The sequence below is a fragment of the Mesorhizobium sp. WSM4828 genome (genome assembly GCF_055811175.1).
Genome location: NZ_JBVVQK010000022.1, coordinates 1 through 24,298 on the forward strand (window position 1 = coordinate 1; position 24,298 = coordinate 24,298).

The 24,298-nt window shown below is 62.2% G+C and carries 26 protein-coding genes and 1 pseudogene; 6 read left to right on the forward strand and 21 right to left on the reverse strand.

What is annotated here, in order from left to right:
- From AC0L2X_RS22535 to AC0L2X_RS22600, 14 genes and pseudogenes are all read right to left on the reverse strand, one after another.
- On the reverse strand, positions 1 to 527 hold a 527-nt coding region (locus AC0L2X_RS22535; RefSeq protein WP_473600391.1), incomplete at its 3' end, for an IS66 family transposase.
- 65 nt (positions 528 to 592) lie between these two features.
- The gene (gene tnpB, locus AC0L2X_RS22540) at positions 593 to 940 is read right to left on the reverse strand and encodes an IS66 family insertion sequence element accessory protein TnpB (protein WP_127258640.1); all 348 of its coding nucleotides are present in this window, start codon (positions 938 to 940) and stop codon (positions 593 to 595) included.
- Positions 937 to 1,290 carry an IS66-like element accessory protein TnpA gene (gene tnpA / locus AC0L2X_RS22545; RefSeq protein ID WP_473561979.1) on the reverse strand — a complete coding sequence of 118 codons (354 nt, stop codon included), beginning with the start codon at positions 1,288 to 1,290 and terminating at the stop codon, positions 937 to 939. Before tnpA ends, tnpB begins: the two co-directional genes overlap by 4 nt.
- Positions 1,291 to 1,693: 403 nt before the next feature.
- Positions 1,694 to 3,328, reverse strand: coding sequence for an AAA family ATPase (locus tag AC0L2X_RS22550; RefSeq protein WP_473560261.1), 1,635 nt, complete (start codon positions 3,326 to 3,328; stop codon positions 1,694 to 1,696).
- Positions 3,329 to 3,921: 593 nt separating this feature from the next.
- Positions 3,922 to 4,038: pseudogene (locus AC0L2X_RS22555) on the reverse strand (BA14K family protein); the annotation flags it as partial.
- A 271-nt stretch (positions 4,039 to 4,309) separates the two neighbouring features.
- Positions 4,310 to 4,459, reverse strand: coding sequence for a hypothetical protein (locus AC0L2X_RS22560; protein ID WP_023677295.1), 150 nt, complete (start codon positions 4,457 to 4,459; stop codon positions 4,310 to 4,312).
- A 3-nt stretch (positions 4,460 to 4,462) separates the two neighbouring features.
- Positions 4,463 to 4,792, reverse strand: a complete 330-nt coding sequence (locus AC0L2X_RS22565; protein WP_352489970.1) for a DUF2934 domain-containing protein — start codon at positions 4,790 to 4,792, stop codon at positions 4,463 to 4,465.
- Between the two features lie 115 nt (positions 4,793 to 4,907).
- On the reverse strand, positions 4,908 to 5,537 hold the full coding sequence (locus AC0L2X_RS22570) for a BA14K family protein (protein WP_473560263.1): 630 nt from the start codon (positions 5,535 to 5,537) through the stop codon (positions 4,908 to 4,910).
- Positions 5,538 to 5,696: 159 nt separating this feature from the next.
- Positions 5,697 to 6,458, reverse strand: coding sequence for an ABC transporter ATP-binding protein (locus tag AC0L2X_RS22575; RefSeq protein ID WP_473560265.1), 762 nt, complete (start codon positions 6,456 to 6,458; stop codon positions 5,697 to 5,699).
- A 32-nt stretch (positions 6,459 to 6,490) separates the two neighbouring features.
- On the reverse strand, positions 6,491 to 7,489 hold the full coding sequence (locus AC0L2X_RS22580) for an ABC transporter substrate-binding protein (RefSeq protein WP_473560266.1): 999 nt from the start codon (positions 7,487 to 7,489) through the stop codon (positions 6,491 to 6,493).
- A gap of 59 nt (positions 7,490 to 7,548) precedes the next feature.
- Entirely contained in the window at positions 7,549 to 8,397 is an 849-nt protein-coding gene (locus tag AC0L2X_RS22585) for an ABC transporter permease (protein ID WP_473560268.1), read from the reverse strand.
- 40 nt (positions 8,398 to 8,437) lie between these two features.
- Entirely contained in the window at positions 8,438 to 9,820 is a 1,383-nt protein-coding gene (locus AC0L2X_RS22590; RefSeq protein ID WP_473560270.1) for an LLM class flavin-dependent oxidoreductase, read from the reverse strand.
- 52 nt (positions 9,821 to 9,872) lie between these two features.
- A complete protein-coding gene (msuE, locus tag AC0L2X_RS22595) occupies positions 9,873 to 10,430 on the reverse strand; it encodes an FMN reductase (protein WP_473560271.1) in 558 nt (185 codons plus the stop codon).
- A gap of 576 nt (positions 10,431 to 11,006) precedes the next feature.
- Positions 11,007 to 12,299 (reverse strand): Nramp family divalent metal transporter, encoded by a 1,293-nt coding sequence (locus tag AC0L2X_RS22600; protein ID WP_473600392.1) that lies wholly within the window; start codon positions 12,297 to 12,299, stop codon positions 11,007 to 11,009.
- 236 nt (positions 12,300 to 12,535) lie between these two features.
- Here AC0L2X_RS22600 and AC0L2X_RS22605 point away from each other — a divergent pair, with 236 nt between their 5' ends.
- On the forward strand, positions 12,536 to 12,841 hold the full coding sequence (locus tag AC0L2X_RS22605) for a hypothetical protein (protein WP_023677305.1): 306 nt from the start codon (positions 12,536 to 12,538) through the stop codon (positions 12,839 to 12,841).
- A gap of 233 nt (positions 12,842 to 13,074) precedes the next feature.
- Here the strand turns inward: AC0L2X_RS22605 and AC0L2X_RS22610 are convergent, their stop codons facing one another.
- A complete protein-coding gene (locus AC0L2X_RS22610; protein ID WP_473560275.1) occupies positions 13,075 to 13,929 on the reverse strand; it encodes an aldo/keto reductase in 855 nt (284 codons plus the stop codon).
- Between the two features lie 229 nt (positions 13,930 to 14,158).
- Between AC0L2X_RS22610 and AC0L2X_RS22615 the strand changes: the two genes are divergently transcribed.
- From AC0L2X_RS22615 to AC0L2X_RS22630, 4 genes are all read left to right on the forward strand, one after another.
- Entirely contained in the window at positions 14,159 to 14,794 is a 636-nt protein-coding gene (locus AC0L2X_RS22615) for an ankyrin repeat domain-containing protein (protein WP_473560277.1), read from the forward strand.
- Between the two features lie 144 nt (positions 14,795 to 14,938).
- Entirely contained in the window at positions 14,939 to 15,328 is a 390-nt protein-coding gene (locus AC0L2X_RS22620; protein WP_473560279.1) for an ArsR/SmtB family transcription factor, read from the forward strand.
- Entirely contained in the window at positions 15,325 to 15,858 is a 534-nt protein-coding gene (locus AC0L2X_RS22625) for an SRPBCC family protein (protein ID WP_473560281.1), read from the forward strand. Before AC0L2X_RS22620 ends, AC0L2X_RS22625 begins: the two co-directional genes overlap by 4 nt.
- Positions 15,859 to 15,957: 99 nt before the next feature.
- Positions 15,958 to 16,533: a dihydrofolate reductase family protein gene (locus AC0L2X_RS22630; RefSeq protein ID WP_473600393.1), complete on the forward strand. Its 576-nt coding sequence runs from the start codon at positions 15,958 to 15,960 to the stop codon at positions 16,531 to 16,533.
- A 110-nt stretch (positions 16,534 to 16,643) separates the two neighbouring features.
- Here AC0L2X_RS22630 and AC0L2X_RS22635 read toward each other — a convergent pair whose 3' ends face one another.
- The 6 genes from AC0L2X_RS22635 to AC0L2X_RS22660 form a co-directional block, all read right to left on the reverse strand.
- The gene (locus AC0L2X_RS22635) at positions 16,644 to 17,444 is read right to left on the reverse strand and encodes a class I SAM-dependent methyltransferase (protein ID WP_473560285.1); all 801 of its coding nucleotides are present in this window, start codon (positions 17,442 to 17,444) and stop codon (positions 16,644 to 16,646) included.
- A gap of 151 nt (positions 17,445 to 17,595) precedes the next feature.
- Positions 17,596 to 18,633, reverse strand: a complete 1,038-nt coding sequence (locus AC0L2X_RS22640; RefSeq protein ID WP_473560287.1) for a DUF930 domain-containing protein — start codon at positions 18,631 to 18,633, stop codon at positions 17,596 to 17,598.
- 58 nt (positions 18,634 to 18,691) lie between these two features.
- Positions 18,692 to 19,441 carry a glucose 1-dehydrogenase gene (locus AC0L2X_RS22645; protein WP_473560289.1) on the reverse strand — a complete coding sequence of 250 codons (750 nt, stop codon included), beginning with the start codon at positions 19,439 to 19,441 and terminating at the stop codon, positions 18,692 to 18,694.
- A 47-nt stretch (positions 19,442 to 19,488) separates the two neighbouring features.
- Entirely contained in the window at positions 19,489 to 20,493 is a 1,005-nt protein-coding gene (locus AC0L2X_RS22650; RefSeq protein ID WP_352564173.1) for a sugar-binding protein, read from the reverse strand.
- A gap of 51 nt (positions 20,494 to 20,544) precedes the next feature.
- Positions 20,545 to 21,606, reverse strand: coding sequence for an ABC transporter permease (locus tag AC0L2X_RS22655; RefSeq protein WP_023677317.1), 1,062 nt, complete (start codon positions 21,604 to 21,606; stop codon positions 20,545 to 20,547).
- 55 nt (positions 21,607 to 21,661) lie between these two features.
- Positions 21,662 to 22,402, reverse strand: a complete 741-nt coding sequence (locus AC0L2X_RS22660) for an ATP-binding cassette domain-containing protein (protein ID WP_473560291.1) — start codon at positions 22,400 to 22,402, stop codon at positions 21,662 to 21,664.
- A 443-nt stretch (positions 22,403 to 22,845) separates the two neighbouring features.
- Here AC0L2X_RS22660 and AC0L2X_RS22665 point away from each other — a divergent pair, with 443 nt between their 5' ends.
- The gene (locus tag AC0L2X_RS22665; protein ID WP_352564177.1) at positions 22,846 to 24,279 is read left to right on the forward strand and encodes a coiled-coil domain-containing protein; all 1,434 of its coding nucleotides are present in this window, start codon (positions 22,846 to 22,848) and stop codon (positions 24,277 to 24,279) included.
- Positions 24,280 to 24,298 lie beyond the last annotated feature (19 nt).

A 24,298-nucleotide genomic window follows, 5' to 3' on the forward strand; every position in this document is an offset into this window, starting at 1 on the left:
TCCCGCACGTGCTGGATCACCTTCCATTGCCGCGGCACCACCTCCAGCGTCTCGGTGATATCCTCACCCAGCTTGCGCAGCCGATGACCGCCGCAGCAATGGCAAGCGGCCGGCGCCGGCTCGACCACGCGTTCGCGCGGCAGGTGCTCGGGAAATGGCTGGCGCGCCGGTCGTTTGCGCATGTAAGGCGCCACCTCGGTGGTCCGGGCAGCGGCCTGTTCGGCGGCGATCTCATCTTCCGTCGCGGTGCTCTCGAGCTCCTCGAAGGTGAGTTCCATCTGGTCGTGCAGGCGGGCTGAGCGTTCAGAACTCTGACCATGCAGCGCCCGCTGCAGCTTGCGGATCGTCAGATGCTGATGTGCGATCAGCGCCGCATCATCCGATGCCTTGGCCCTGGCGACCGCCAGTTCGGCCTCGACCAGCGCAGCGCGGGCGGCCTCGTCTTCGGCTCTGGCCAACGCCGCGGTCAGCGCTGCTCTCAGCGCGCCGATATCGTCCGGAACAGCATCCTGGGCGGTGGCAACCATGCCCTGGAGTGAATCATAAAACGCGTCCGCTGACTCGCGGAAAATGGCGCAAACTCAAAGAAAACTCAGCCCGCGCGCTGCGGGCGGAACGTGTGAACCGGGTTGCGCCAATCGATCCCGTCGAGCATGTAGGCGAGCTGCGCCGGTGATATGGAAACCGTGCCGTCCGCCGGCGATGGCCAGAGAAACCGGCCCTTCTCGAGCCGTTTTGCATACAGCGACATGCCGAGCCCATCATGCCAGATAATCTTGATCAGATTGCCGCTGCGGCCGCGGAAGACATAAATATCGCCGGCATGCGGGTCCCGGCCCAGCGTCTCCTGAACCTGCAGAGCGAGGCCTTGCATCCCGCGACGCATATCGGTCCGGCCGACCGCCAACCAGATCCGCACCTGGCTCGGGACCGGGATCATGAAACGCCCAGCGCCTTCACCATCGCCGCCGCCAGTGTTGGCGGCGTGGTCAGCGGAATCCGCAGCCGTACCTTGCCGGCGACCTCCAGCTCGATCACCGCTGGGGATGCCGCCGGCACCGAAACGGCGACAGGCTCATCGGGAGCCACGACAACCTCGGCAAAGCCCGTCTCGCGGACTCTCACCGTGCGGCGCCACTTGTAGATCAGGCTGGTCGCGACATCGTACTGACGCGCCACCGCCGCCACCGTGGCCCCGGGCGCGAATGCCGCGGCCAGTATCCGGCACTGATCCGCTTCACTCCAACGGCGCCGCCGCTCCGGCCCGGTCAATAACGTCACATGGCTCATGCTGTGCTGCTAACTTCGCTCGTAAGGACGACCTTAAGAGCGCAGCCTCGCTACCGTGCCATCTTCTCGCAAGGCGGCCTTCGCCGGAGGCGTACGATGATTGTGCTGAATGGGCATTTGCAGGAACGGCTTGATGCGGTGGAGGGCCGGCGCCGGGCGACGCGGTAAGCGCTCAGAGATGACGGTAGCAGGACGCGTGTTCAATCGTGCCGTTCGAGGGTCGGCTTAGCGCCAAGAGCCTACCTCTCCGAGCAAATGCATATATCGCATTTTGGTTGAAGCGGATCGGCAGCTCTCAGGAGAGATTGGACAGCCGCCGCTCCTCGGCCGATCAAAAAGTGCGAGGGCATCGACCTTCACCCTATCTTGCCCGAGCCGATCCTCAAGAAGACTCGCCGACTAGTTACGTCATAGCAGCGGGAAGCCCACCGAAATGCTCGGCCAACATGCTCCTTATCACAACATCGTCTATAACCAGCTTGCGAACAGCCGCCTCATATTGGCTACGGCTTTTGAACTGCAGAGCACTCACGATCACAGTTAAGGCAGGCGTCTCTCGGATTGGATAGCGAGCGATAATCTTGTCAACGTCCTTAGAAATGATCCAGCCCTGCAAACGCGCCTTCTCTGCTTGGTAATGGGCCTGCGAATCCACAGCGATACTGACGTTCTGTCCTGCCTGAATTTTCTTCCAGTCGGGCATCTCAAGACTAATTTGGTCCTTGACGGCTTGCTCTGTCATGCGAGCAGCAAGCCGATCCGCGTTGGACGCTATCGCGGCAAGAAGATCGGTCCACGCCTTGACGATCATCTGACTAGGATCGCCTTCTATGACCGCGCACTGTCGCTTCGCGATCAACTCCACGATAGTCGGGTTGTAGTAGAGAGCTTCAACTGAATAGACGGCAAGTGCGAAGACGCCCTTTGCCTCAAGGGCTATTTTCTTATCTGAAGTGAGCTGGTCCTGATCGACTATTCCGTAAGCTTGAATCCACGCAATTGCACTGGTGTCACGAACACTGGTAACGGCGTGCTCAACGTCGCTGCAAGTCGCTCTTGGAAAGATCGACACACCGGGAAACAGGATTTCGTAAAGCGGTTTGTCTAAGCTGTCCGCGCTTCCTTCAATGAAGAGCATCTTGCGGCGTGAGCCAATGATAGCCTCTTTGGTCGGATCATCGATCCCAATGCCCGGCTCAAGAACATCCAAGTCCCAATTTCCAACGTCGTCATTGACGGTCTTGGAGTCGCGCACCAACACGGTTCTGGCGGTGCGGCAACTGACGGGCAAACTCAACTCATGAGTAGACACTACAAACGTACAATCCGGACGCTTTGCGAAGAGCTGTAGAAGCAATGGTGTGACGATTGATGCGTGCAAGTGCCTCTCGGGCTCGTCGACAAGGATCAGCGAGCCTTTCTTGGCCGTTAGTACCACGCCCGCGATCAGCAGCGCGGCCCGTTCGCCATCAGATAGGGCCGCGATGCTATAAGGCGGGCCCTCACGTTTTCTGGCGACGATCGTGCTATTCGGTTCGATCGTCATGGCGATTGGAATGCCCGATCCGACCAAAAGCTCGTTGATTGTCTCAAGTGGAGGTAACTCGTCCGCCAACTGAGCTGCTTCGGCGCTCTTACCAGATTTGACGGCCGCTCGGATGTTCCGAGAGAGGTTGTTATCCGCATCGATAAGGTCAGCGATAATCAAGCCGCTCCGTGAGGCCGGATCGTATTCGCGCCAGCGAGCTTGAGGCTGAGCATCCTGATTTTTCGTGTTAGTCTCGGTCTGGATCTTGCTTTGCGGTGAAAACGGCACCGAGTTGGTTTCCATCCAAGTCTGCCGATGTGCGGCGACGCGGACAGCTCTCGCAAAATTCTTCCGATAGAGCGAAAGCATTAAACCAGACTTACCGGCGCCATTGGGGCCGACGACGAAAAGCGGTGCAGCAGTTGAAACCGGGAGCTGCAATGAAGACCCGTTGGTCAGCGGCACCGCAGTTTCAAATGGCGGCTCGGCAGCTTCAGAGTTTGTGGCCATATCTTCCCCCAATAAGTGCCCCGAACCATTATCTCGCGCGGCGAGATCATGACCTTGCCAACTTATCAGCGTCGAGGGAAGTCACTCGCGGCGATCAAATAGCAACTATCCGATTTGAAGCGATTGTACTGCGATGATCCGCTTTCAGGATCAGGCACTGCTGCACCATACGACAATCATTCTGAGCGCAAGCTGGCATTCGTGACCCAATTGGAGAACGTTTCCTTGGGGGTCAAAACAGGCCGTTCACTGATATCCCATTTCTCTGCATGCCGTGGCTTGAATAAAGACAGTCCTTAACCGAGGCACTTCTTCTCGATCTCGTCCGGAAAAGCCAACGCCGGCTATTTCAGGGTCGAAAGTCCGACAGCCGTAGCCCTGAGCCGGCATTGGCAGGTTCAGCGTCGGCCGTCCTCCCCACAACCTCCGCATACCCCCACCGCGCCATCCTGCCCGCGTATCCGCCACGTCTCCCCCTCCCGCGCCTCGACATAGCACGGCCCCAGCGGCACCTTGCCGCTGTCGCCCCGCAGTCCAGCACGGGATTGTAGATGCCCAACAGGCGCTGGCGCGAGGCACTGACCAGCGCCTGCCTATTGGCACTGCCTGCGCGGGCCACCGGAATAGGGCTGGTAGCTGTTGTCTTCCGGCCGATAGGAGCGATAGCGGCTGAGGCAATATTGCACGTGGTCGGGCGGAAGCCAGGCGGCGCCGGCTTCCTGCGACGGAACGTAGCCATCCATTGGCAACCTGTCGCTCACCTCGACATAGCTGGCGCCATCGTCGGGAGGCTGTGCGGTGCGGTCGGCCGCGCTGCATCGAGATAGGGAGAGATGCAGGGGCGCTGCGCTCCGCTGTGGGACGTGTGGTGTCGTCCCTTGGCCTGTAGCAGCGATAGTGGCTTCGCGACGGCTTGTTGCGGGCTGGATTCAGATTCCGCCAGGCATGCCGCGCGACTGGCTGGCGGCCACCAACGCCGCCTCAATGCCTCTTGAAATACTGCACCTCACGTTCGTGCTTCTCGGCGGCCTCGCGGGTATCGAAGGTGCCGAGATTGCGGCGCTTGCCGGTCTTTTCGTCCTTCTTGCGCGAATAGAGGCGGTATTTTCCGTCTTTGAGTTTTCTGATCATCTGTCACTCCCCGAGCCGCTGCTTCCCCTTGAGGTTGCGCGCGGCTTGTTCGATAGCCGCCCGGTCGTTGCCCAGCCTGTCGATCAGTTCCTGCGCCTGTTCGCCCGATATGCCGGTGCGCACCGCCAGGGCCTCCACCGTCAAGATGTCTGAGCTCGCGACCTCGCGGGTTTCCGGCAGGGCATCGCCTGCCGTCAGCGGCAGGGCTGCCTCCCTGTCGATCTCGGCCTCGGCCCGGTGCCAGTGCCGCTCGGGATCGCCATGGATCCCGCCTTCACGTTCCCAGATCTGGTATGCGCGCTCACGAATCTTGTCTTCCCGGTCGTCGCCCATGCTATTTCCTCCTTTGGGTATCGGATGAACGCCGCGCCAACCCGAACGATCCAAGAAATCTGCGTGATCGTTGGTCGCATAAGGCGCCACGCACTGCGGCCGCCAGCCGGCCTGCCTACTCGCACTGCCGGCGCGGCCCGCCGGAATAGGGCTGATAGCTGTTGTCCTCCGGTCGGTACGACCGGTAGCGGCTGAAGCAATATTGCATGTGGTCGGATGAGAACTCGGCGGCGCCGGGTTCATCCGATGGCGGGTAGCCCTCCACTGGCGACGTATCGCTCGCCTCGACGTAGCTGCCGTCATCGGTGATGTCGAGATAGGGCGAGATGCAGGGGCGCTGTTGGCCGCTGTAGGAGGTGTAGCGGTTGTCGTCCGGCCGGTAGGAGCGGTAGCGGCTGGCGCACCATTCGACATGGGCGGCGGGCAGCGCCTGCTGCTCTTCCATCGCCGGTTTGATAGAGCCGGTGGTGTCGGGTGTCGAAGCTGCGGCGGTGTCGGCGGGTTTGGAGGTGCGATCAACTTCCGAGGCGCGAACGGGAACCGGGCGGGCCGGGAGGCGCTCGAGGCGCTGCGAGGCCGGGTTCACCGGGCGCGGGTCCTTGGCCCACAGTTCGGCGACGCTGGAGACCGGGGCGGCTGGCTGCACCGGCTTGGCAATCAATAGCCAGGTGGCGAATGCGAGACCGCTGGCGAACACCGCGAGCGTCAGGGCGAAGCCGCCAAAGATTGCGAACAAAGCTTTCATGCCGCGCTCCTTCGCCTCCCGATTAAGGAAATGCGGCGGCGGGGAATCCGGTTCCAGGAAAGAGCGCGGGGCAGGGGCTTTCAAAAAGGAAGGCCCCTCTCCGTCTCGGCTTCGCCGAGCCTCCCCGCTTTGCGGGGCGAGAAACCCAAGGCCTCTTCTTCAGTGCAGGCCGAATTCGCGCAGCAGTTCTTCGCGGTAGCGCACGAAGCGGCTTTCGCTGCGCTCGCGCGGGCGGGACAGGTCGATTTCGATCAGCCGCGCCGCGCCGCCTTTCTCCTTGGGCAGGATCAGCACCCTGTCGGCGAGGTAGATCGCTTCCTCGAGGTCGTGCGTCACCATCACCATGGTGACGTTCTCCTCGCTCCAGATGCGCGCCAGTTCCTCCTGCATGCCGATCTTGGTCATGGCGTCGAGCGCGCCCAGCGGCTCGTCGAGCAGCAGGATTTCGGGCTGCACGGTCAGCGCGCGGGCGATGCCGACGCGCTGCGCCATGCCGCCCGACAGCTGCCTTGGGAAAGCATCGCTGAATTCGGCGAGGCCGACGAGCGCGATATAGAAGCGCGCCCGTTCCTCGGCCTCAGCCTTCGGCACGCCGCGCACTTCGAGGCCGAAGGCGACATTGCCGAGCACGGTCAGCCAGGGCAGCAGGCGCGGCTCCTGGAAAATCACCGCGCGCTCGGCACCGACGCCGTGCACCGGCTTGCCGTCGATGGCGACACCGCCGCTGTCCGCGGCCTCCAGCCCGGCAAGAATGCGCAGCAGCGTGGTCTTGCCCGATCCGCTGGCGCCGACGATGACCAGGCATTCGCCCGAGCGGATGTCGAGGTTGAGAGTCCTCAGCACGGCAAGCGAACGCCCGCCGATGCTGAACGATTTGGACAGGTCGCGGATGCTGACCTCACCGCCGCTTGTTCTGCTCATCGCGCTCGTCTCCCAGCTGCCGGTTGGCCTTGTCAGTTGGTTTTGGTTTCGCCGGGCCGGTAGAGGATGTCTGTTGCCTTCAGCTTACCCTTTGGCAGGCGGCCGTCGCGCTCGAGCACGCTGACCCAGAAGTCGATGTCGCGGTCCGTCGCCTTGGCCCCCTGGCGGAGCCCAAAGCCGGTCCAGTAGCGCGCCAGCTCGCCGTTTTCGCCGCGCTTGTCGAGGATGTTTGCCAGCACCTTGCGCGCTTCGTCCGGGTTCTGCAGCGACCAGTCGGAGGCGCGCGCCGACTGCTCGACGAAAATGCGGGCGGCGTCCGGATGCGCGGCGATGAAGTCGCGCCTGAGCACGACGAAGCCGCCGGCCAGTTCGCCCAGCACGTCGGTGTCGTTGAACACGCCGCGCACGCCGCCATTGTCGACCAGCGCGCCGGCAAACGTCGCCTGCCAGTAGCCCAGCGCCGCGATGTCGACCTGGTGGGAGCGCAAGGTCTGTTCGAGCTGCGGTCCGGGCACGACGACAAGATTGGCGGCGTCCGGCGACAGGCCGACGCTGTGCAGCGCCTCGCGCACGGTGTAGTCGAGATGGGCGCCGAGCGTGTTGACGGCGATGGTCTTGCCGGCGATGTCGGCGATCGATTTGATCGGGCTGTCGTCGAGCACGTAGAAGACGCTTCGCACCTTGCTGTTGATGCCATTGCTCGGATAGACGGCGACGAAGTCGTTGCCGCCGGAGATCGAGTTGATCACGGCGGCGGTTGCAGCCGAGCCGATATCGACGCTGCCGGAGGCGAGCGCAAACAACGATTCCGGGCCGCCGCCGGAATAGCCGACATTCTCGATCTCGATACCGAGGCCTTTGAAATAGCCGAGCTCGCCGGCAAGTTCATGCGGAGAGATGCTGCCGCGGCTGGCGAGGGAGCGGAACTTCACTGGTGCGGCTTCGGCAAGGGCGAAGCGCGGCAGGCCGGCGGCGAGAAGGCCGGCGGCGAAGGGCGCGCCGGCAAGCAGGGAACGGCGGGTGATTTTCATGGTCCGGGTCTTTCCTGATTTTGAGTTCTGGCCTGGTTGAGATTGGCAAAGGCGGGAGGTCAGTCGACGGCATTGCTCCAGCGGCAGAGCCGCCGCTGCAGGCTGACCAGCGCCTGGTTGGCGATCAGGCCGAGGCCGGCGAGGATGACGATTGCCGCAAACATCAGCGGGATCTGGAAGTTGTACTGCGCGTTCATCACCTGAAAGCCGATGCCCTTGTTGGCGCCGATCATTTCGGAGGCGATCAACAGCAGCAGCGCCGTGGTGGCGCTGAGCCTCAGCCCAACGAAGATCGACGGCACGGCGCCGGGCAGCACGACACGGCGGAAGACGGTGAGCTGCCTGGCGCCATAGACGCGCGCCATCTCCAGCAGTTTCGGATCAACTTGCTTGACGCCGCCGATGGTGTTGAGCAGCAGCGGAAACAGCGTCGCCCAGAAGATGACGAACACCTTGGAGGCTTCGCCGAGCCCAAGCAGCAGGATGAACACCGGATAGAGCGCCAGCGCCGAGGTCTGGCGGAAGACCTGCAGGATCGGATCGAGAGCGGTTTCGACCGCCCGCACCTGGCCCATGAACAGGCCAAGCGGGATGGCGACCAGCACGGCGGCCGCGAAGGCGAGACCGGCGCGCTGCAGGCTGATGGCGATGTCGCCGAGCAAGGTGCCGCCGGCCAGCCCCTTCCAAAGTGCTGCGACAATCATGTCGATCGGCGGCAGCACGGCCGCGTTGACCCAGCCGGCGCTGCTCGACACTTGCCAGATTGCGAGGAAAGCGATGAGGACGCCGTACCGCGACAGAAAGCCAATTCCTGCCCGGCCGCCGAGGCGCAGGAAGTCCGAGCCGAGGCTTGTCGTGCTGTCACGCGTGCCGAGGCTGGCGGCCTGTTCGATGTGCTGCAAGGTCATCGTTGTGCCTCTCGCTTCGAGGGTAGTGGGCTTCTCGGAATTATTCGGCGGCCAACACGGCCGAGCGGGCGGTGGTCCATGGGTTTTCCGGCCGCCTGAGGCCGAGGTTCTCGCGCAGCGTCCTGCCCTCATAGGCGGTGCGGAACAGCCCGCGGCGCTGCAGCTCGGGGATAACCAACTCAACGAAGTCGTCGAGCCCGCCGGGTAGCCAGGGCGGCAGGATGTTGAAGCCGTCGGCGGCTTCGTTGCCGAACCATTCCTCCAGCTGGTCGGCGACCTGCGTGGCGCTGCCGATGACGGTGTAATGGCCGCGGGCCGTTGCCACCCATTGGTAGAGCTGTCGGATGGTGAAGTTGTGCTCGTCGGCGATCTGGCGGATCAGCGCCTGGCGGCTCTTCATGCCTTCGGTTTCCTTGCTCGGCGGCAAGGGACCGTCGAGCGGATAGCCCCTGATGTCGAGCGTCTGGCCGGCCAGCCCGTTGAGCAGGGCGACGCCATCCTCGGGCAAGATGAGATCGTTCAGCTGCTGGTATTTGGCGCGCGCTTCTTCTTCGGTGCGGCCGACGAAGGGTGCTACGCCCGGCATGATCAGCACCTGTTCGGGATCACGGCCGACGGCCGTCACGCGTGCCTTGATGTCGCGGTAGAATTCCTGCGCCGACGCGAGGTTCTGATGGGCGGTGAAGATGACTTCCGCCGAGTGGGCGGCGAGCTTGCGGCCGTCTTCCGATTGCCCCGCCTGCACCACCACCGGGTGTCCCTGCACGGGGCGCGGCACGTTGAGCGGCCCTTTGACGCTGAAATGCGGGCCCTTGTGCTCGATGTCGTGAAGCTTGTCCTTGTCGTAGAAGCGCCCCGATTTCTTGTCGCGGATGAAGGCATCGTCCTCCCAGCTGTCCCACAGCGCCTTGACCGTCTCGACATGCTCATGCGCGCGGGCATAGCGCTCGGCGTGGGCAGGCTGCGTCTCACGATTGAAATTGCGCGCGGTTTCGTCGCCGGCCGAGGTGACGACGTTCCAGCCGGCGCGGCCATTCGACAGATGATCGAGCGAGGCGAACTTGCGGGCGAGCGTGTAGGGCTCCTCATAGGTGGTCGAGGCGGTGGCGATGAAGCCGAGATGCGTGGTGAGCGGCGCCAGCGCGGCGAACAGCGTCACCGGCTCGAAGCCGGCGATCTTGGCGTTGCCGCCTTCGCGGGCGCCGAGGCCGACCGTCAGATTGTCGGCGAGGAAATAAGCGTCGAACAGGCCGCGCTCGGCGGTCAGGGCGAGCTGCTTGTAGAACTCGAAATTGGTGGCGCCGTCGGCCGGTGCATCGGGGTGACGCCAGGCGGCGATATGCTGTCCGCCGCCGGGCAGGAAGGCGCCCAGTTTGATTTGCCTGGATTGTTTGATTTGCCTGGATTTGGTGGATCTGGTCATCGCGGCGTGCTCCTGGATGGATCGGAAAGGGGATCTCGGGTCGGTGGTGCGTTCAGGCGGCGAGGCCGACGCGATGGGGCACTCCGGTTACCCGGCATGCCTCGGCGACCGCCTGCCGGGCGCGGGCGTGGATGGCTTCCGACACCAGCACGCCATTGGCAAAGTCCTTGTCGGAGGCGTAGATCGCGGTCGGCACGGTCAGCGCCTCGAAGAAGCCGAACAACGGCCGCAACTGGTGCTCGACGATCAGCGAATGGCGCTCGCCGCCGCCGGTCGCGGCCAGGATGACCGGCTTGCCCCTCAGCGATGACGGATCGAGCAGGTCGAAGAAGTGCTTGAAAAGCCCGGTATAGCTGCCTTTGAAAGTCGGCGAGCCGGCCACCAGGACGTCGGCGCCCAGCAGCCGTTCGACGATGTTGCGCGCCGCCGGGTCGAGGTCGCCGAGGCGCCTTGCCTGCGGCAGGGACGCGCCGAGATCCTCGATGTCGAAGACGGCCGAGGCCGCGCCGATGCTTTCGGCGGCCTGCCCGACAATGTGGCTGACGAACGCCTTGGTCTTCGATGGCCGGGTCAAATTGCCCGACAGCCCCACAACGAGCTTCTTCGACATTCCTGGCTCCCTCTCAAGCGCTCAATTTTTTAGGATCTAAGGTCTAGCGATCTATTTAAGTCTAGAGAATTTGTAGAATTAAAAGAGCGAGAAAATTTCAAAAACAGGGCGGTGAGGGGACTGAGTTTGCGGCACATCGCCCGCAATTGGTTCATTCAACGCGGCTAGTGCGCCGGCGCAGCGCATCGACCAGCGATGCAAAGGCCTGCCAGCACCTTGTTCCGCGGGCTGCAGTGAGTCAGGCCAATTTGATTCAAATCCGGCTGTGGATATTCGCTTTTGGGTAAATCGAGGCGGTCATCTTGCCGGCCGGCGGGCAACAGGGAGAAGCCTATGACAAGCGACTTTGCCGCCGCACACCTCCACCTCGAACGAGCCTGCCATTATTTGAGCGGCGAGGACGAGACGAGCCGCACGGCTCGTGCGGCTCTGGATCTCCTGATCGATGCAATTGTCGCGGCGCAATACAAGCGGCCCACGGGCGACGTTGTGGAATTTCCAAGACCGGCAAAGCCGGGACAATCCGCAAGCGGGAACGGGTAATCCAACCGGCGGCGTCCCTTTGCTTCCGCCTGATCACATGAACCAGGTTGCCACCAGGCCGATCGTCGCCGAGAAGATGGCGACGGTCGTTGCCCAACCGAGTATATTGGTGCTGCGGCTGTTCACCTGGTCGCCCATGATCCTGCGGCTGTTCGTCATCAGCATGATGAGCAGCAGCAAGGGCGGCGTCGAGAAGCCTTGAACGATGCCGGACCAGACCAGCGCCTTCATCGGATTGAAGCCGAGAAAGTTCAGGCCGGCGGCGATCGCCGTAAAAAAGCCGATGGCGAGATAAAATTTGGGCGCCTCCCGAGCCCGGGCGTGCAGGCTGTTTTTCCAGCCGATGGCTTGTGCCACGTCATAGGCAGCGCCGGTGGTCATGACAGGAACCGCGAGGAAACCGACGCCGATCACGCCTGCTGCGAACAGGACGCTTGCGGCCTGGCCGGCGAGCGGGCGCAGCGCCTCCGCGGCTTGCGCGGCCGTGTCGATATCGTGATGGCCCGCCTTGTAGAGCGTAGCACCCGTCGACAGGATGATGAAATACATGATGAGATTTGAAAACATCATGCCGATGAGGATGTCCCGGCGAGAGCGACGGAGTTCGCTGTCGGTGGCGCCCTTCCTTTGGCTGAGCGTTGTCCGCCCCTGGGCAATCTCCTCCTCGACCTCCTCATTGGACTGCCACGTGTAGAGATAGGCGGACAGTGTCGTGCCGATGATGGCGACCAGGATCGACAGGAACTCGCGGTTGAATTCGATCCTCGGAAGCAGCGTCCCGCGCAGCACGGCCGCGGCGTCCGGCTTGGCCAGAATGGCGGCACCGACATAGGCGAGCAGCGCCAGCGCCAGCCAGCGAAAGATGTTGCGTATCAAAGTATAGGAGCCAAAAACCTGGAGGGCGAAGATGAGGGCGGCGACGAACACCACGATCAGCGGGATGGGAAGCGGCACGAATATGTTGATCGCGGCCGCCATTCCACCAAGATCCGCCGCTGCCTCAATGGTGTTTCCCACGAGCACACCCAAGAGCACCGACCAGAGCAGCCACCGCGGGTAGAAGTCCTTGATGACATGGAACAGTCCGCGCCCCGACACCTGGCCGAGCTTCGACGACAGGTAGACGACCGCGTACATCATCGGCAACGTCACCGGAGCCGTCCAGAGCAGGTCGGGTCCGAAACGGGCGCCGGCACTGGCGTAGGTGCCTATCGCGGAACAATCGTCGTCGGCCGCCCCGGTTATCAATCCGAGGCCGAGCGCTCGGCCTATGCCGCCTTTGCCCTCCTTCGGTGGGGTGGAATGGTCACAACCGGCCTGCCTCATTGCGACCGGACCGGGTTGCGAACGAAAGACGCGGCCTGCCATGCAACAATGCCAAGGATCGGTCGCGGCGCTGGTCTCATTTTGCTTCCTTCAACAACGTGCCCAAACCCCGCGTGCCGTGACTTGTTCCGCGACGACAGGTCAGGGGTTTTGTCTCAGGCAAAAAAGTTCGGGTTGACCGCTTCCGAACGCGAAGCGACTATCGGTGCGAGGCGAAGATCGCAGGAGGAAGTGCAATGGACGAGCCCGGTCAGTGGCGCCACATGTCGAGCGCGCCAAGGGACGGCAGCAGAATCCTTGTCACGGTTCGGCCGTCCGAACAGGGTCCGGCCGAGGTTGACATGGCTTACTGGGCCCGCGCCGATCAGTTCGGCAGCGAAGGCTGGCGCGCTTCCGATTCTTCTCCAGGACGCATCGTCGAGTATGCCGAACCGGAACTGAAGTGCTGGATGCCGCTGCCGTCGGCCAATCTCAGCAAGGGATCGATGCCGAGCCCCTGGGAAGGGGAAGATGTGCCCTTGGTGGATGGCTCGGGGATATGAGGCTGGGCGGGAAGGGTGGTTTTGATCGCTGGCGGGACAGCACCCCCCTCTGGCCTGCCGGCCATCTCCCCCTCAAGGCGGGAGAGATTGGCCCTCGTCGCGGCCTTCGCTAATCTCCGACGCTGCAAGAAGGGCGGGGCTGTTGAAGCTGCCGATCTCCCCCCTTGAGGGGGAGATGTCCGCAGGACAGAGGGGGTGTGAAGGAACGCCAACGTCCCGGTTGGCCCTCCTCGTCAGAACAGGAATGCGGCCGTAGCGGGGTTCGGGCCGGTGCGGCCGTCGGTCGAGTCCATGCCTCGGATGAGCTCAAGGTCTTTCGCTTCCAGTTCGAAGTCGAAGACATCGAAATTGGCGGCGATGCGGTCCTGGTGGATCGACTTTGGAATGACGATCAGTCCTTCCTGAAGGTGCCACCTGACGATCGTCTGCGCCACCGACTTGCCGTGTTTCCTGGCGATGCTTTCAAGCGTCGGATCGCTCAACAGTCGGCCGCTGCCCAGCGGGCTCCAGCTCTCGATGCGGATGTTGAGCTTGTCATGGAATTCGCGTTTGTCACGCTGCTGGAAGCGGGGGTGGAGCTCGATCTGGTTGACGGTCGGCGTGACGCCGGTCTCGCCGATGATCCGTTCGAGATGGTCCTGGTTGAAGTTCGAAACGCCGATCGACTTGATCCGGCCTGATTGCCTGAGTTCGATCAGCGTCTTCCAGGCCTCGACATATCTGTCCCGGCTGGGCACCGGCCAATGGATCAGGAAGAGGTCGATCTGTTCGATGCCGAGCTTGCTCATCGTCTCGTCGAAGGCGCGCAAGGCGGCGTCGCGCTGATGCGCGCCGTTGCGCAGTTTCGAGGTGATGAACAACTCGCTTCTCGGCACGCCGGCCGAGCGGATTGCCTGCCCGACACCTTCCTCGTTCTGATAGCCTTCGGCGGTGTCGATCAGTCTGTAGCCGGCCTCGATTCCCCAGCGCACCACCTTGGCGGTGATGGCTGGATCGACCTGCCACACGCCGAGGCCGATTTGCGGAATGGCGGAGCCGTCGTTCAATCTGATTTGTTCAGGTCTATTCAGGGTAATCTGTTCAGGCATGTTCAGGTCCTTCTGCATCGTTCCGCCCGGCGCACGCTCTATCTAGTCTGGATGGCCGCGAAAGCCAGTCGATATCAGGAGAATGTGAGGAGACGGACGTGAAGCGCTGATCCTCCGCTTCGGGCCGACAGCTCTCTGTGACCCACGGACTCCAGGGAACTCTATACAGGACGACCCCGCTGTCGCAGATTCTGTGGTATTCTGTGGACTATCCGAGGAGGCGACTGCGTTGACCAACAGCTTGGAAGCCGAAGGGGCAAGAGACTGGTCGCCCCTGCTGATCGCGGCAGAAAAAGGCGATGCGGAGGCGGTTCGATCGGAATTGGCGGCTGGCGCCGAGATCAATCAGTCGGCCGACGGCGGCTGGTCTGCACTTCACCTTTCAGCCCTCAATGACCGCACAGCGGTGGTGGAGGCGCTGATCGAAGACCCGGAAATCGACGTGAATTCCAGAAACAAGTGGAAGAGCACGCCCTTGAGCCTTGCGTCGGCCAAGGGACATTACGCGTGTATCTCAGTCCTCGTGAGACACCCCCGAATAGAGATCAACGCGCGAGCCGACTACTACGGCAGAACGGCTCTTATCGAGGCGGCGAAGAACGGGCATCTCGAAGCCGTCAGGTTGCTCGTGGAGAATGGCGCGGAAGTAAATCTGACCGACAAGACGGGGAGAAACAACGCGCTCATCGAGGCTATCAAGGGGCGGCACTACGAGATCGCGGAATACCTGCTGGATTCTGGGAAAGTGAGCTTTATCAACAAAGAGATGAGGCTAAACGCCCTGATCTGGGCTGGCAGCTGCCACAACCCTCAGCTTATCGAAAAGCTGGAAACCGCGATCCACAGTTTCTTCGACGGCAAATAAGGGCGTCGCCCTTACTGTCGCGGGCGCGTCCGTATCTCCCGTCAGGTCGACGCGCTCGATGGCGCAAACGGCCCCGCAGCGCTTCATATAAATTATTCAACCAAACGGTTGACTATCTCAAAGCCTGCATCTATATTCAACTATATGGTTGAATTACAAACACCTCAGATGGATGCGGTTTTTCACGCCCTTGGCGACGCCACCCGGCGGCACATGCTTCGCGATCTCGCCGATGGCGAGAAAACGGTAAGCCAGCTGGCGGAACCCTTCGCGATGTCGCTTGCGGCCGCCTCCAAGCACATCAAGACGCTGGAGAACGCAGGGCTTATTCGTCGAGAGGTGCGGGGCCGCACGCATCTGTGCCGACTAGCTCCCGGACCGCTGGCCAGCGCCCATCAGTGGCTCAGCTTCTACGAGCGCTTCTGGACGGGGCGTCTCGATGTTCTCGAACGCCTACTTCGCGAGGAAGACGCACGCAAAGCCCAGGAAGAGCCCAGGAAATCGCCCAACTCAGAAGAAGGAGACGAGCAATGAACCAGATGACAAGCATCGAAGCCTATGGCGAGCTGAGCGAGCCCGCCACGTTCACCATCCAGCGCCTTTTGCCCGGACCCATCGAGCGCGTCTGGGCCTATCTCACCGAGAGTGACCTGCGCCGGCAATGGATGGCAGCGGGCCAGATGGAAATGAAGGCGGGCAGCTCGTTCGAATTGGTCTGGCGTAACGACGAGCTGACCGACCCGCCTGGCCAGCGCCCCGCGGGCTTTCCCGAAGAGCATCGGATGGAGGGCCGGATCACCGAACTCGATCCACCGCGCAAGCTTTCCATCACCTGGGGAAACACCGGCGGCGTCTCCTTCCTACTGGAGCCGAAGGGTAGCGATGTGCTGCTCACCGTCGTCCATCGGCGCCTGCCGGAACGTCCAATCCAGCTCAACATCACCGCCGGCTGGCACATGCACCTCGACCTGCTGGCCGCCCGCCTGGCGGGCAAGACGCCGACCTCGTTCTGGGACGGCTGGAGCCGCCTGCGGGAAGAATACGACCGCCGCCTGCCGGCCTGATGACTTGCGGCGGCCATCCCTGAGGTCGCCGCCAACAACACGAAGCAACGATGAGCCGATGAAACGTGCTTGCATCCCGCAAGCCTGATGGAGGAAGTCATGCGTAAATTGATCGCTGGAATGAAAATTTCCGTCGACGGCAAGATGGAGGGGCCCGAGGGTTATGCCGATTGGGTCGACGCATGGTCGGACGAATACGGTCTGACGCCGCAAATCGACGCCTGCCTGCTTGGCAGCGTCATGTACGCCGGCTACGAGCGCTACTGGAGCGCCATCCAGAACGAGCCCGACAAGCCGCTGCCGATGACCGGCAAATTGCCGAAGCCGGCCGAGCTCGAATGGGCCCGCTTCGCCGCGCAGACCCCACATTATGTGCTGTCGAACACAATGACTTCGGCGGCTTGGCCAAAGACGCGTTTCGTGCGGAATTTCGAGGATATCGCTGCACTGAAACAGCAGCCCGGCAAGGACATCTACCTTATGGGCGGTGCCCAAATTATCGCGAGTCTTATCGATACCGGGCTGGTGGACGAGCTCAGGCTGATCGTCTATCCGCTGCTCGCCGGCGAAGGAAAGCCGCTGTTTGGGACGGCGAAAAATCATCGTGGGCTCGAACTGCGCAAGGTCGAACAGCTGTCGGACGGCCGCGTCGGGCTGGTCTACGGGATCGGCTAAAGCGACGCGCCTTAGGTTCTTCTTTATGCACGTCGTTATCGCAAAACCGCCGCACATCCTCGGGTCAAGCCCGAGGGCATGCCTTTGCGCGACATCCATTAGCGCTAACGTCAGGCAACGATACCGCGGCAGGCCCAGGCGACATTGCCAAAGGACCTCGGGCCGTCGGGCCGTCCGGCCTCATAGGCGTCGCGCATGGCGGCGTCGGTGCGCGCCCGCTCTTCCGGGTTAAGTGTGACCACATACTTGCCGAGTGGCCCTTCGCCGGCGGCAATCGGCGCCCAGTAATCGTCGAAGTTTTGATAGTCCATGCGGATCATCAGCTCGGTCTCCGTAACGTCGCGGAGACCCTGCTCGACAAAGGTCCGTTTCATTTCACCCGGCTGCATCATCGGCTGCGTGCAATAGCGGGCGCGCAGCTGGCGCCCGCCTTCACTGAGCACCGCCACAGTGTCGATCATCATGCGCATCCCCGGCATGCCGCCGAGATGGTCCCATACCGTCGCCGCGACCACGCCGCCCGGCCGCACGACGCGGCGCATCTCAGCGACTGCCTTGCCGGCTTGGGGCACGAAATGGAGCACGAGCAGCGCCAGGGCACGGTCGAACGCGCCGTCCTCGAAGGGCAGGGCGCAGGCATCCGCCTGACGGATTTTTATCCGCGGATCGGAGTTGCGCCGGATTGCCTCCTCGACAAAAACGGCCGAAAAGTCGATCGCAGCGACCTCACGGAGGTCAGCGGCCTTGACGAGCGCGAAGGTCAGGCTGCCGGTACCGCAGCCGACGTCGAGGATCTTTTCGCCGTCCTTGAGGCCCGCGAAGCCGATGAACAGCGGCGCGAGCCTTTGGCTCCAGCGGCCCATGAGCTGCTCATAGCCGGCAGCATGGTGAACGTTGAAACTTGAAGTCATCGAAGGCTCCTCCCAAGGCCGTATGCTAGACTTCGGCGGCCGCTGACGAAAGCCACTTTTGGCGCGTGTTGGTTCGGTCACCCGGGGCGCGCGAAGACATCGCCGGCCGGATTTGACAGCGCCGGCCAGCCAGTCTCCGTGCCTCGACCACCTATTCGGCGGGCAACCCGCGGCGTTTCAATTCGCTGCGCGGCACCGGATTTCCGACACGGAAGGCGAAGGAAATGACTTTCGTCGCGTCCGGATCGACCTCGCAACGAAAGCTCAGGTCGTACCACTGCCCGTTTGCAGGGAACGGCGCACTGGCGACGTTCATGACCGTGCCGGCCTTCAGCCGATACTCAAGCAAGCTGTCTGGGAAATAGGGGGGCGACGCGTGCACCAATTGCTGCGCGAGTTCCGTGTTGCAGAGCTGACCGATCCGCACGGCGCGCGGCACATTTTTCATGGCGGTTGTCGCTACCGGATCACCAGTTGCTGTTTGCGAGAACAATCTTTTCGCTTTTTCAAGCTTCAACGGTTTTTGCACTTTGGCGACGTCCGCAGACTTGGGCTTCGGCGGCTGTGATGCGCCAGGCGGCGGAGCCTGGTCTTTTCCCTCGACCGCTGGCACGGCAGCTGGCTGCGCAAGATCTTGTTTATTGGGATCTTGCGGCGCCGGCGGTTGTTCCGAACCATCCTCCGCACTGTTGCCGTCCAGAGACTTGCGAGGACCGTCGTCCTTCTCACCGAATTGGAAGACAGGTCTCTGCGCGGCGACCTCACGGCTCGCCGGGGTCTCGACCTTTGCTTCCGGCGGCTTTTCGGGCTTGGCCGGTTTCGCCGGAGGCGGAGGTTTGGCTTTCTCCGATGGTTTGGGCGGCGGCACCAGATCCACCCCGATGGCCTGCTCCTTCTGCGGTTGCGGGGGCGACACCGGCAGTGCGGACAAAAGAAGCGCGGCGGCGAGCAAATGCACGACCGCGGAGGCAGGCAAGGCACACCTGAATACCCGGCGCTGATCCCGTATCTCGTCCCTCATCGTGACCGGTGTGTGGAATGAAATATTGGCGGCATCAAGCATCGATGCCGCCAGACGTCGAAATAACCCGTTGCGAAATCGAAAGTCGGCGGCTGCAATACGGCGCGTCATCCAATCGTCTGGCGTCGGCGTCCGCGCAGGGGACCGGGCCAGCAGCAGATGCAGCAAGTCGTCATTTCAGGCGGCTAGCAGGCAGGCCCTGCCGTCACTGTGTCGCCGGTTGAAATCACAGGGAAACCGATAGCCCGCCGTCAACCGCCAGCACGTGCCCGTTGACGTACGCGGCAGCGTCGGAGGCGAGAAACACCACGGCTCCGCCGAGCTCCTCAGGCTGGGCCCAGCGGCCCGCGGGGGTTCGTGCCTCGACCCATTTGGTGAATGCCTCGTCGCGCATAAGTGCGGTGTTGAGCTCGGTGGCGAAATAGCCGGGGGCGATGGCGTTGACGGTGATGCCGTAGCGGCCCAGCTCAGCGGCAGTGGAGCGTGTAAGCCCGTGCAGGCCCGCCTTTGCCGCCACATAGGCGTGAATGGTGGGACGGCCAAGGATCGCTGCGACCGATCCGGTGTTTATTATGCGCCCGAACTTGTTTGGCAGCATCAGGCGCACCGCGTCGCGCATCATGCGGAAGCAAGCCGACAGATTGACGGCAACCACATGGTTGAAATCGTCGTCCTGCCATTCGACCAGCGGTTTACGATGCTGGATGCCGGCGTTGTTGACCAGAATATCGAGGCGGCCGTGGCGTTCGACGATTCCTTCGAGCGACGCCCTTGAGATCGCTGCGTCGGTGACATCGAACGGCAAGGCTTCTGCACCGATCCTTTCGGCCGCCGCGGAAAGGGCGGCCATGTCGCGGGCATTGACGATCACCGTCGCGCCGTTTTCCGCAAGTGCCTTGGCCATGGCAAAACCGAGACCACGCGAGGCACCCGTGACCAATGCGACACGGCCTTTGAGCGAGAACAATTCCGGCATTGAGATCCCCTATGAAAAGGGCGGGAGTTTCCTCCCGCCCAAAAGCACTATTTGGCGACGCAGGTGTCGGCTGTCTCCGGAGTGCAGACATCGAGGCCCGTGTAGGTCGGGTCGGCCGGCGGAGCCTTACCCTCCTTCATATCCTTCAGCGCCATCATCGTCTTGTAGCCCATCTCGAATGGCCGCTGGCCGACCTGGCCAAGGGAGAAACCTTCCTTCATCTGGTCGATCTGTACCGGAAGCGTATCGGCAACGACAAGGGCCAGGGCCTTCGAGGCGATCTTGTCCTTGTACGGTGCGACGGCGGCGCGGTTGGCATCAGGGATGAACTGCGGGAAGCCGCCGGTTGGGACGAACGCGTCGAGGTTCGGATTTTTCGCCATGATATCCTCGAACTGTTGCACCGAAAGCGGGAAATCATCGTTGGTGTAGAGTGGACAGCCTTCGATTTCGGTCCAGCCGTTCTGGCCCGTCAGCCGGTCCCCGGGCGAGGCTGCCGATTTGGTGCCCGAAAGCGTATCGCGAATGCCTTGCATGCGCTCGTTGTGGTTGGCCGCCGCGGCGCCGCCGGACTGGATGCAGATCGTGCCGCCTTTTGGCTTGATCTGCATGACAAGCTTGGCAAGGTTCACGCCGATTTCGTAATTATGCGTGCCGATATAGGCAACGCGCAGATCCTTGTTTTCGGGCAGGAGATCGGAGTCCCAGGTGAGGACCGGGATGCCGGCATCCTTGGCGGCCTGCAGCGCAACCGCCATCGCGGCGGCGTTCGACGGCGACACGGCGATGCCGTCCACCTTCTTGGCCACCAGATCCTGGACGATCTGCACCTGCTCGTCGCCGCCGCCATGTTCGCCGGGGCCGATATACATGCACTCCACTGCGCCTTTGGATTCGGCTTCGGCCTTCTTGCAGCCGTCGCGTGCCTGGTCGAAGAAAGGATTGTTCATGTTCTTCGGCACGAGGGCAAAAGTGTATTTCGCCTGGGCGCCGGAAACGGCGAGCACCATTGCGCCAAGCGCGACGGCGGCCGTCAGCAGATGTTTTTTCATGTGACGTTCTCCTCCTTGGTGTGATCCCGCAAGCCTCCCGCCGGCGGGTTTCTAGCGGCGTTTTTTGGGCATCAAGACTGCCAGCGACGCGGCGAGAATCGATTTGCCGCCGGTTTGCATGCCCAAGAGAACCGCAAGAACGATGAAGGCGCCGACGAAGGCACCCTGCCAGTTTGAATCGATGCCGGCCATCAGCAGCGCATTTCTGATCACCTCGAGGAAGGCCGAACCGATGATTGCACCGAACGCCGTGCCGGCGCCGCCCATGAGGCTGGCGCCGCCAATGACCGTCGCGGCGATCACGCGCAGCTCATAGCCCTGGCCCATGGCATTGATGGCCGAGCCGTTATAGCCGAGGAGCAGGAGCGAGGCGAGAGCGGCGGTGAAAGCCGAGAAGACATAGGCCTGGAATTTGATCCAGTTGACCGGAACGCCGGTGAGCCGTGCCGCCTCTTCATTGCCGCCGATGGCGAAGAGATGCCGGGCCCAGGCTGTGAAGTTGAATACGAAGCCGACAATCAGGGCCAGGATCACCATGGTCCAGAATTGCGACGACAGTTCTGGTATCCAATGCGGTGCCCAGTCGTTCGGACCGTGCCGCGGCCATTTCCACTGACCGATCGCCTTCACGATCGGAGCATCGGGCCCGAACTGGTAGAGCATCTGGTTGGCCGAGAATACGACCGCCAGCGAGCGCGCGACGGACAGCATGCCGAGGGTGACCACAAAGGACGGCATCCCGACATACGCGACAAAGAATCCGTTGACCGCGCCACAGGCCAGACCGGAGAAAAGGCCCATGGCGAAGGCGACGTACCAGGGATAATGCCAGGTGAGGAACAGGCCGGCGACGATGACCACGAGACCCATGACGGAGCCGACCGACAGATCGATACCGCCGGTGATGATGACGATCGTCATGCCGAGCGCCATGATGCCGAAAGGTGCGAAGTTGCGCGTCACATTGGCGACGTTTTCAGACGTGCCGAAGCTCGGCTCCATCGCAGTCATCAACATGACGAGCGCGATGAGCGCGATCGTCACCCAGAAGGGCTGACTTGAAATCACGCGTTGGAGAACTGTTTTTTCCTTGGTCGGGACGAAATCCGACATGGCCGGCCGGCCATGTTCTTCGACTGAGCCCTGAACACCAACTGACTCCTGAACACTATTCGCCACGGATGGCCCCCGTTATCAGTCCAGTGATTTCCTCGGGCGATGTTCTGTCGGCTGGCTTGTCGGCAACTTTCGAGCCCCGCCTGAGGACGATAATACGATCTGCCACGGCGAACACGTCAGGCATTCGGTGACTGATCAGCATGACGCCGACTCCTTGTGCTTTGAGGCGTCGGATCAGTTCGAGTACTTCCGCCACCTGGCGCACGGAGATAGCGGCCGTTGGTTCGTCCATCAGCACCAGCTTGGCATTTGAAAGTCGGGTCCGCGCGATGGCGACCGCCTGGCGCTGCCCACCCGACATCTTCCTGACGAGGTCGCGCGGCCGGGTTTCCGATTTGAGTTCCTTGAACAGCGCTGCCGAGCGATCGATCATCGCCTGCTTGTCAAGAATCCTGATCGGCCAGAAGCCCTTCTTGATCTCGCGCCCCAGAAAGACGTTCTGCGCGGCCGTCAGATTATCGGCGAGCGCCAGGTCCTGATAAACAACTTCGATTCCTTTGGCGCGGGCCTGCACGGGCTGGTGGAAGTGGCACACCTCGCCCTCGACTACAATTTCGCCGTCGCTCGGCGGGAAATTCCCGGCCACGGTCTTGACTATCGTCGACTTGCCGGCGCCGTTGTCCCCCATCAGACCAACGACTTCGCCTCGCTCCACCTGGAAGCTAACGTCGGTCAGGGCCTGGATAGCCCCGAAATTCTTGGAGACGTGGCGAACCTCAAGCACCGGCATCGCGGTCCTCCCGGGACAACATTTATCGGTCTTGTCCCTGGTCAATGCACAGCAGCTAATCAGCGAAACGTATTCAACACAATCATTTATTAGGTCAGGCCTCCCGGCCGTAACGCGCCTCGTCCGAGTGTGACTTGTGGCTGCTGCAGAGCACCGAGGCGCTCGGCCGATCCTTACAACAGTCACCAGGCGATCCTCAGGCTTGCGCCGCTTCATATCCGTTTCGGGTGAAATGAGTGGGCCTTTTGCGAGCGGTGCCAACGCCTCGGGTATGCAGCGCGGCAGAACACGTCATTCAAACACACGAGGACAGTGGCCAAGCCTGTCCCTAGCGTGCGTCGGCCAGAGCGCATGTCAGGAGATGAACCCGCATCCGGGGGAGGCGAGGGTCAAGTGTTGAAAGTCCGCTCCTCAACGGCGCTGCACGAGAGGGATATTCGGTCATGAATTTCAAAGGTTTGATCAAGCGTGCCGAGACTGTGGAGAAAGCGTTCAAGGAGCTCGAAACCGATTTGGCGGATGCATTCAGCGAATGTCTCAATGTGGATGATCAGTCGCCGCTGGACGACGTCACTGTGCCAGAGGAGACTGTGTCGGATGAGAATCTCGCGGCAATGGATGACAGCTCGCAACTAGAGGCCAATGCGGATGCCTTCGAGACTGCGCGGCGGCTGACCCCCCATACGCAAACCCGGCTGGCTGCCTTGAGTGCGGTCGATGGGCTCTTTCACGACGCGCAGGAGTATCTGGGGGAGATCAACGCGAAACTGTCGGAGATCGCGACCTCGCATCATCTGACAGGCGAATTCCTAAAACTCCTCCACGGCGACATTCTTCGCGCCAACGAATTGGAGCTGGCAAATACCGGCCTGACCGCGCAGCAAAGAGTGCTGTCCGAACAGCTCCACGATGCGACCAGAAAGCAGCGCGAGCGCGACAGCGCTATCGAGGCGCTGCAGCAGCACGAGGCGAGCCTGGTCGAGGACAAGGAGGCACTTCGCGGCGCGCTGGCGGCGGCAAGGCTGGAACTCGTCGTGGCAGGCAATGCGAGCGCAAAACGCGAAGCCGAGTTCGGCGAGCTTGTCAAAACGCTCTCGGCCAGAGCCGTCGAGGCCAACAGGCGCTCGCGCGAGAACGAGATGCTGCGGGAGAAGCATGTCAGCCTGTCGATCGACCTCGACAAGGCGCTGAAACGGGAGGCCGAGGCCCGGCACAGGCTGGATGAACTCTCGACTGTCCATGCCAATGATGCCGCGCAGGTTTCGGAACTGCTGGCTGCGCTTGGCAAGAGCGAGAAAGAGGAGATGCGGCTGCAGAAATCGCTCGATATGGCGCAGGCAAAGCTATCGGAAATAACGGAAGCGGCCCGCCTCAGGGACGGTGACAGGGAAGCCGAGCTTGCACGCAGTGTTGCGGAGATGACCGGCTTGCGTTCCGAAATCGAGGATCTTCGATCGCGACTGGAGGCCGCCTCCAACCAGAACAGCGACGCCGCCAGCGAGATCGCCAGGCTCAAGGCCCAAGCGAGCGACGCGGTGGCGGAAAAGCAAATTGTCGAGCAAAAACTGTCTGCTCTCACGAAGGAGAGCGAAAACGACAAGATGAACCTTTCCGCGATCAGCGCGAATTTTTCGCAGCTTTCCCTGCAGCAGGCCTCCGAACAGATACAGTTCGACGTCCAGAGGCAGGAATGCGAGGATCTGCGCGCCGAAGTCGCGTCGCTTCAAGCCCGGGTCAAGGAACTGTTGCCCTACGAGCGGCTCCACAAGGTTACCAACGCCAGACCGCGTGAAGACGGCGTGGTCGAGATCACCGCCGCGGTGGCGGAGAAGGCCCGCGCCAGCAGACGGCGCCTCCGCCTGCGTGCTGCATCGTAGCTCAGCGCGGCTGTCTGAA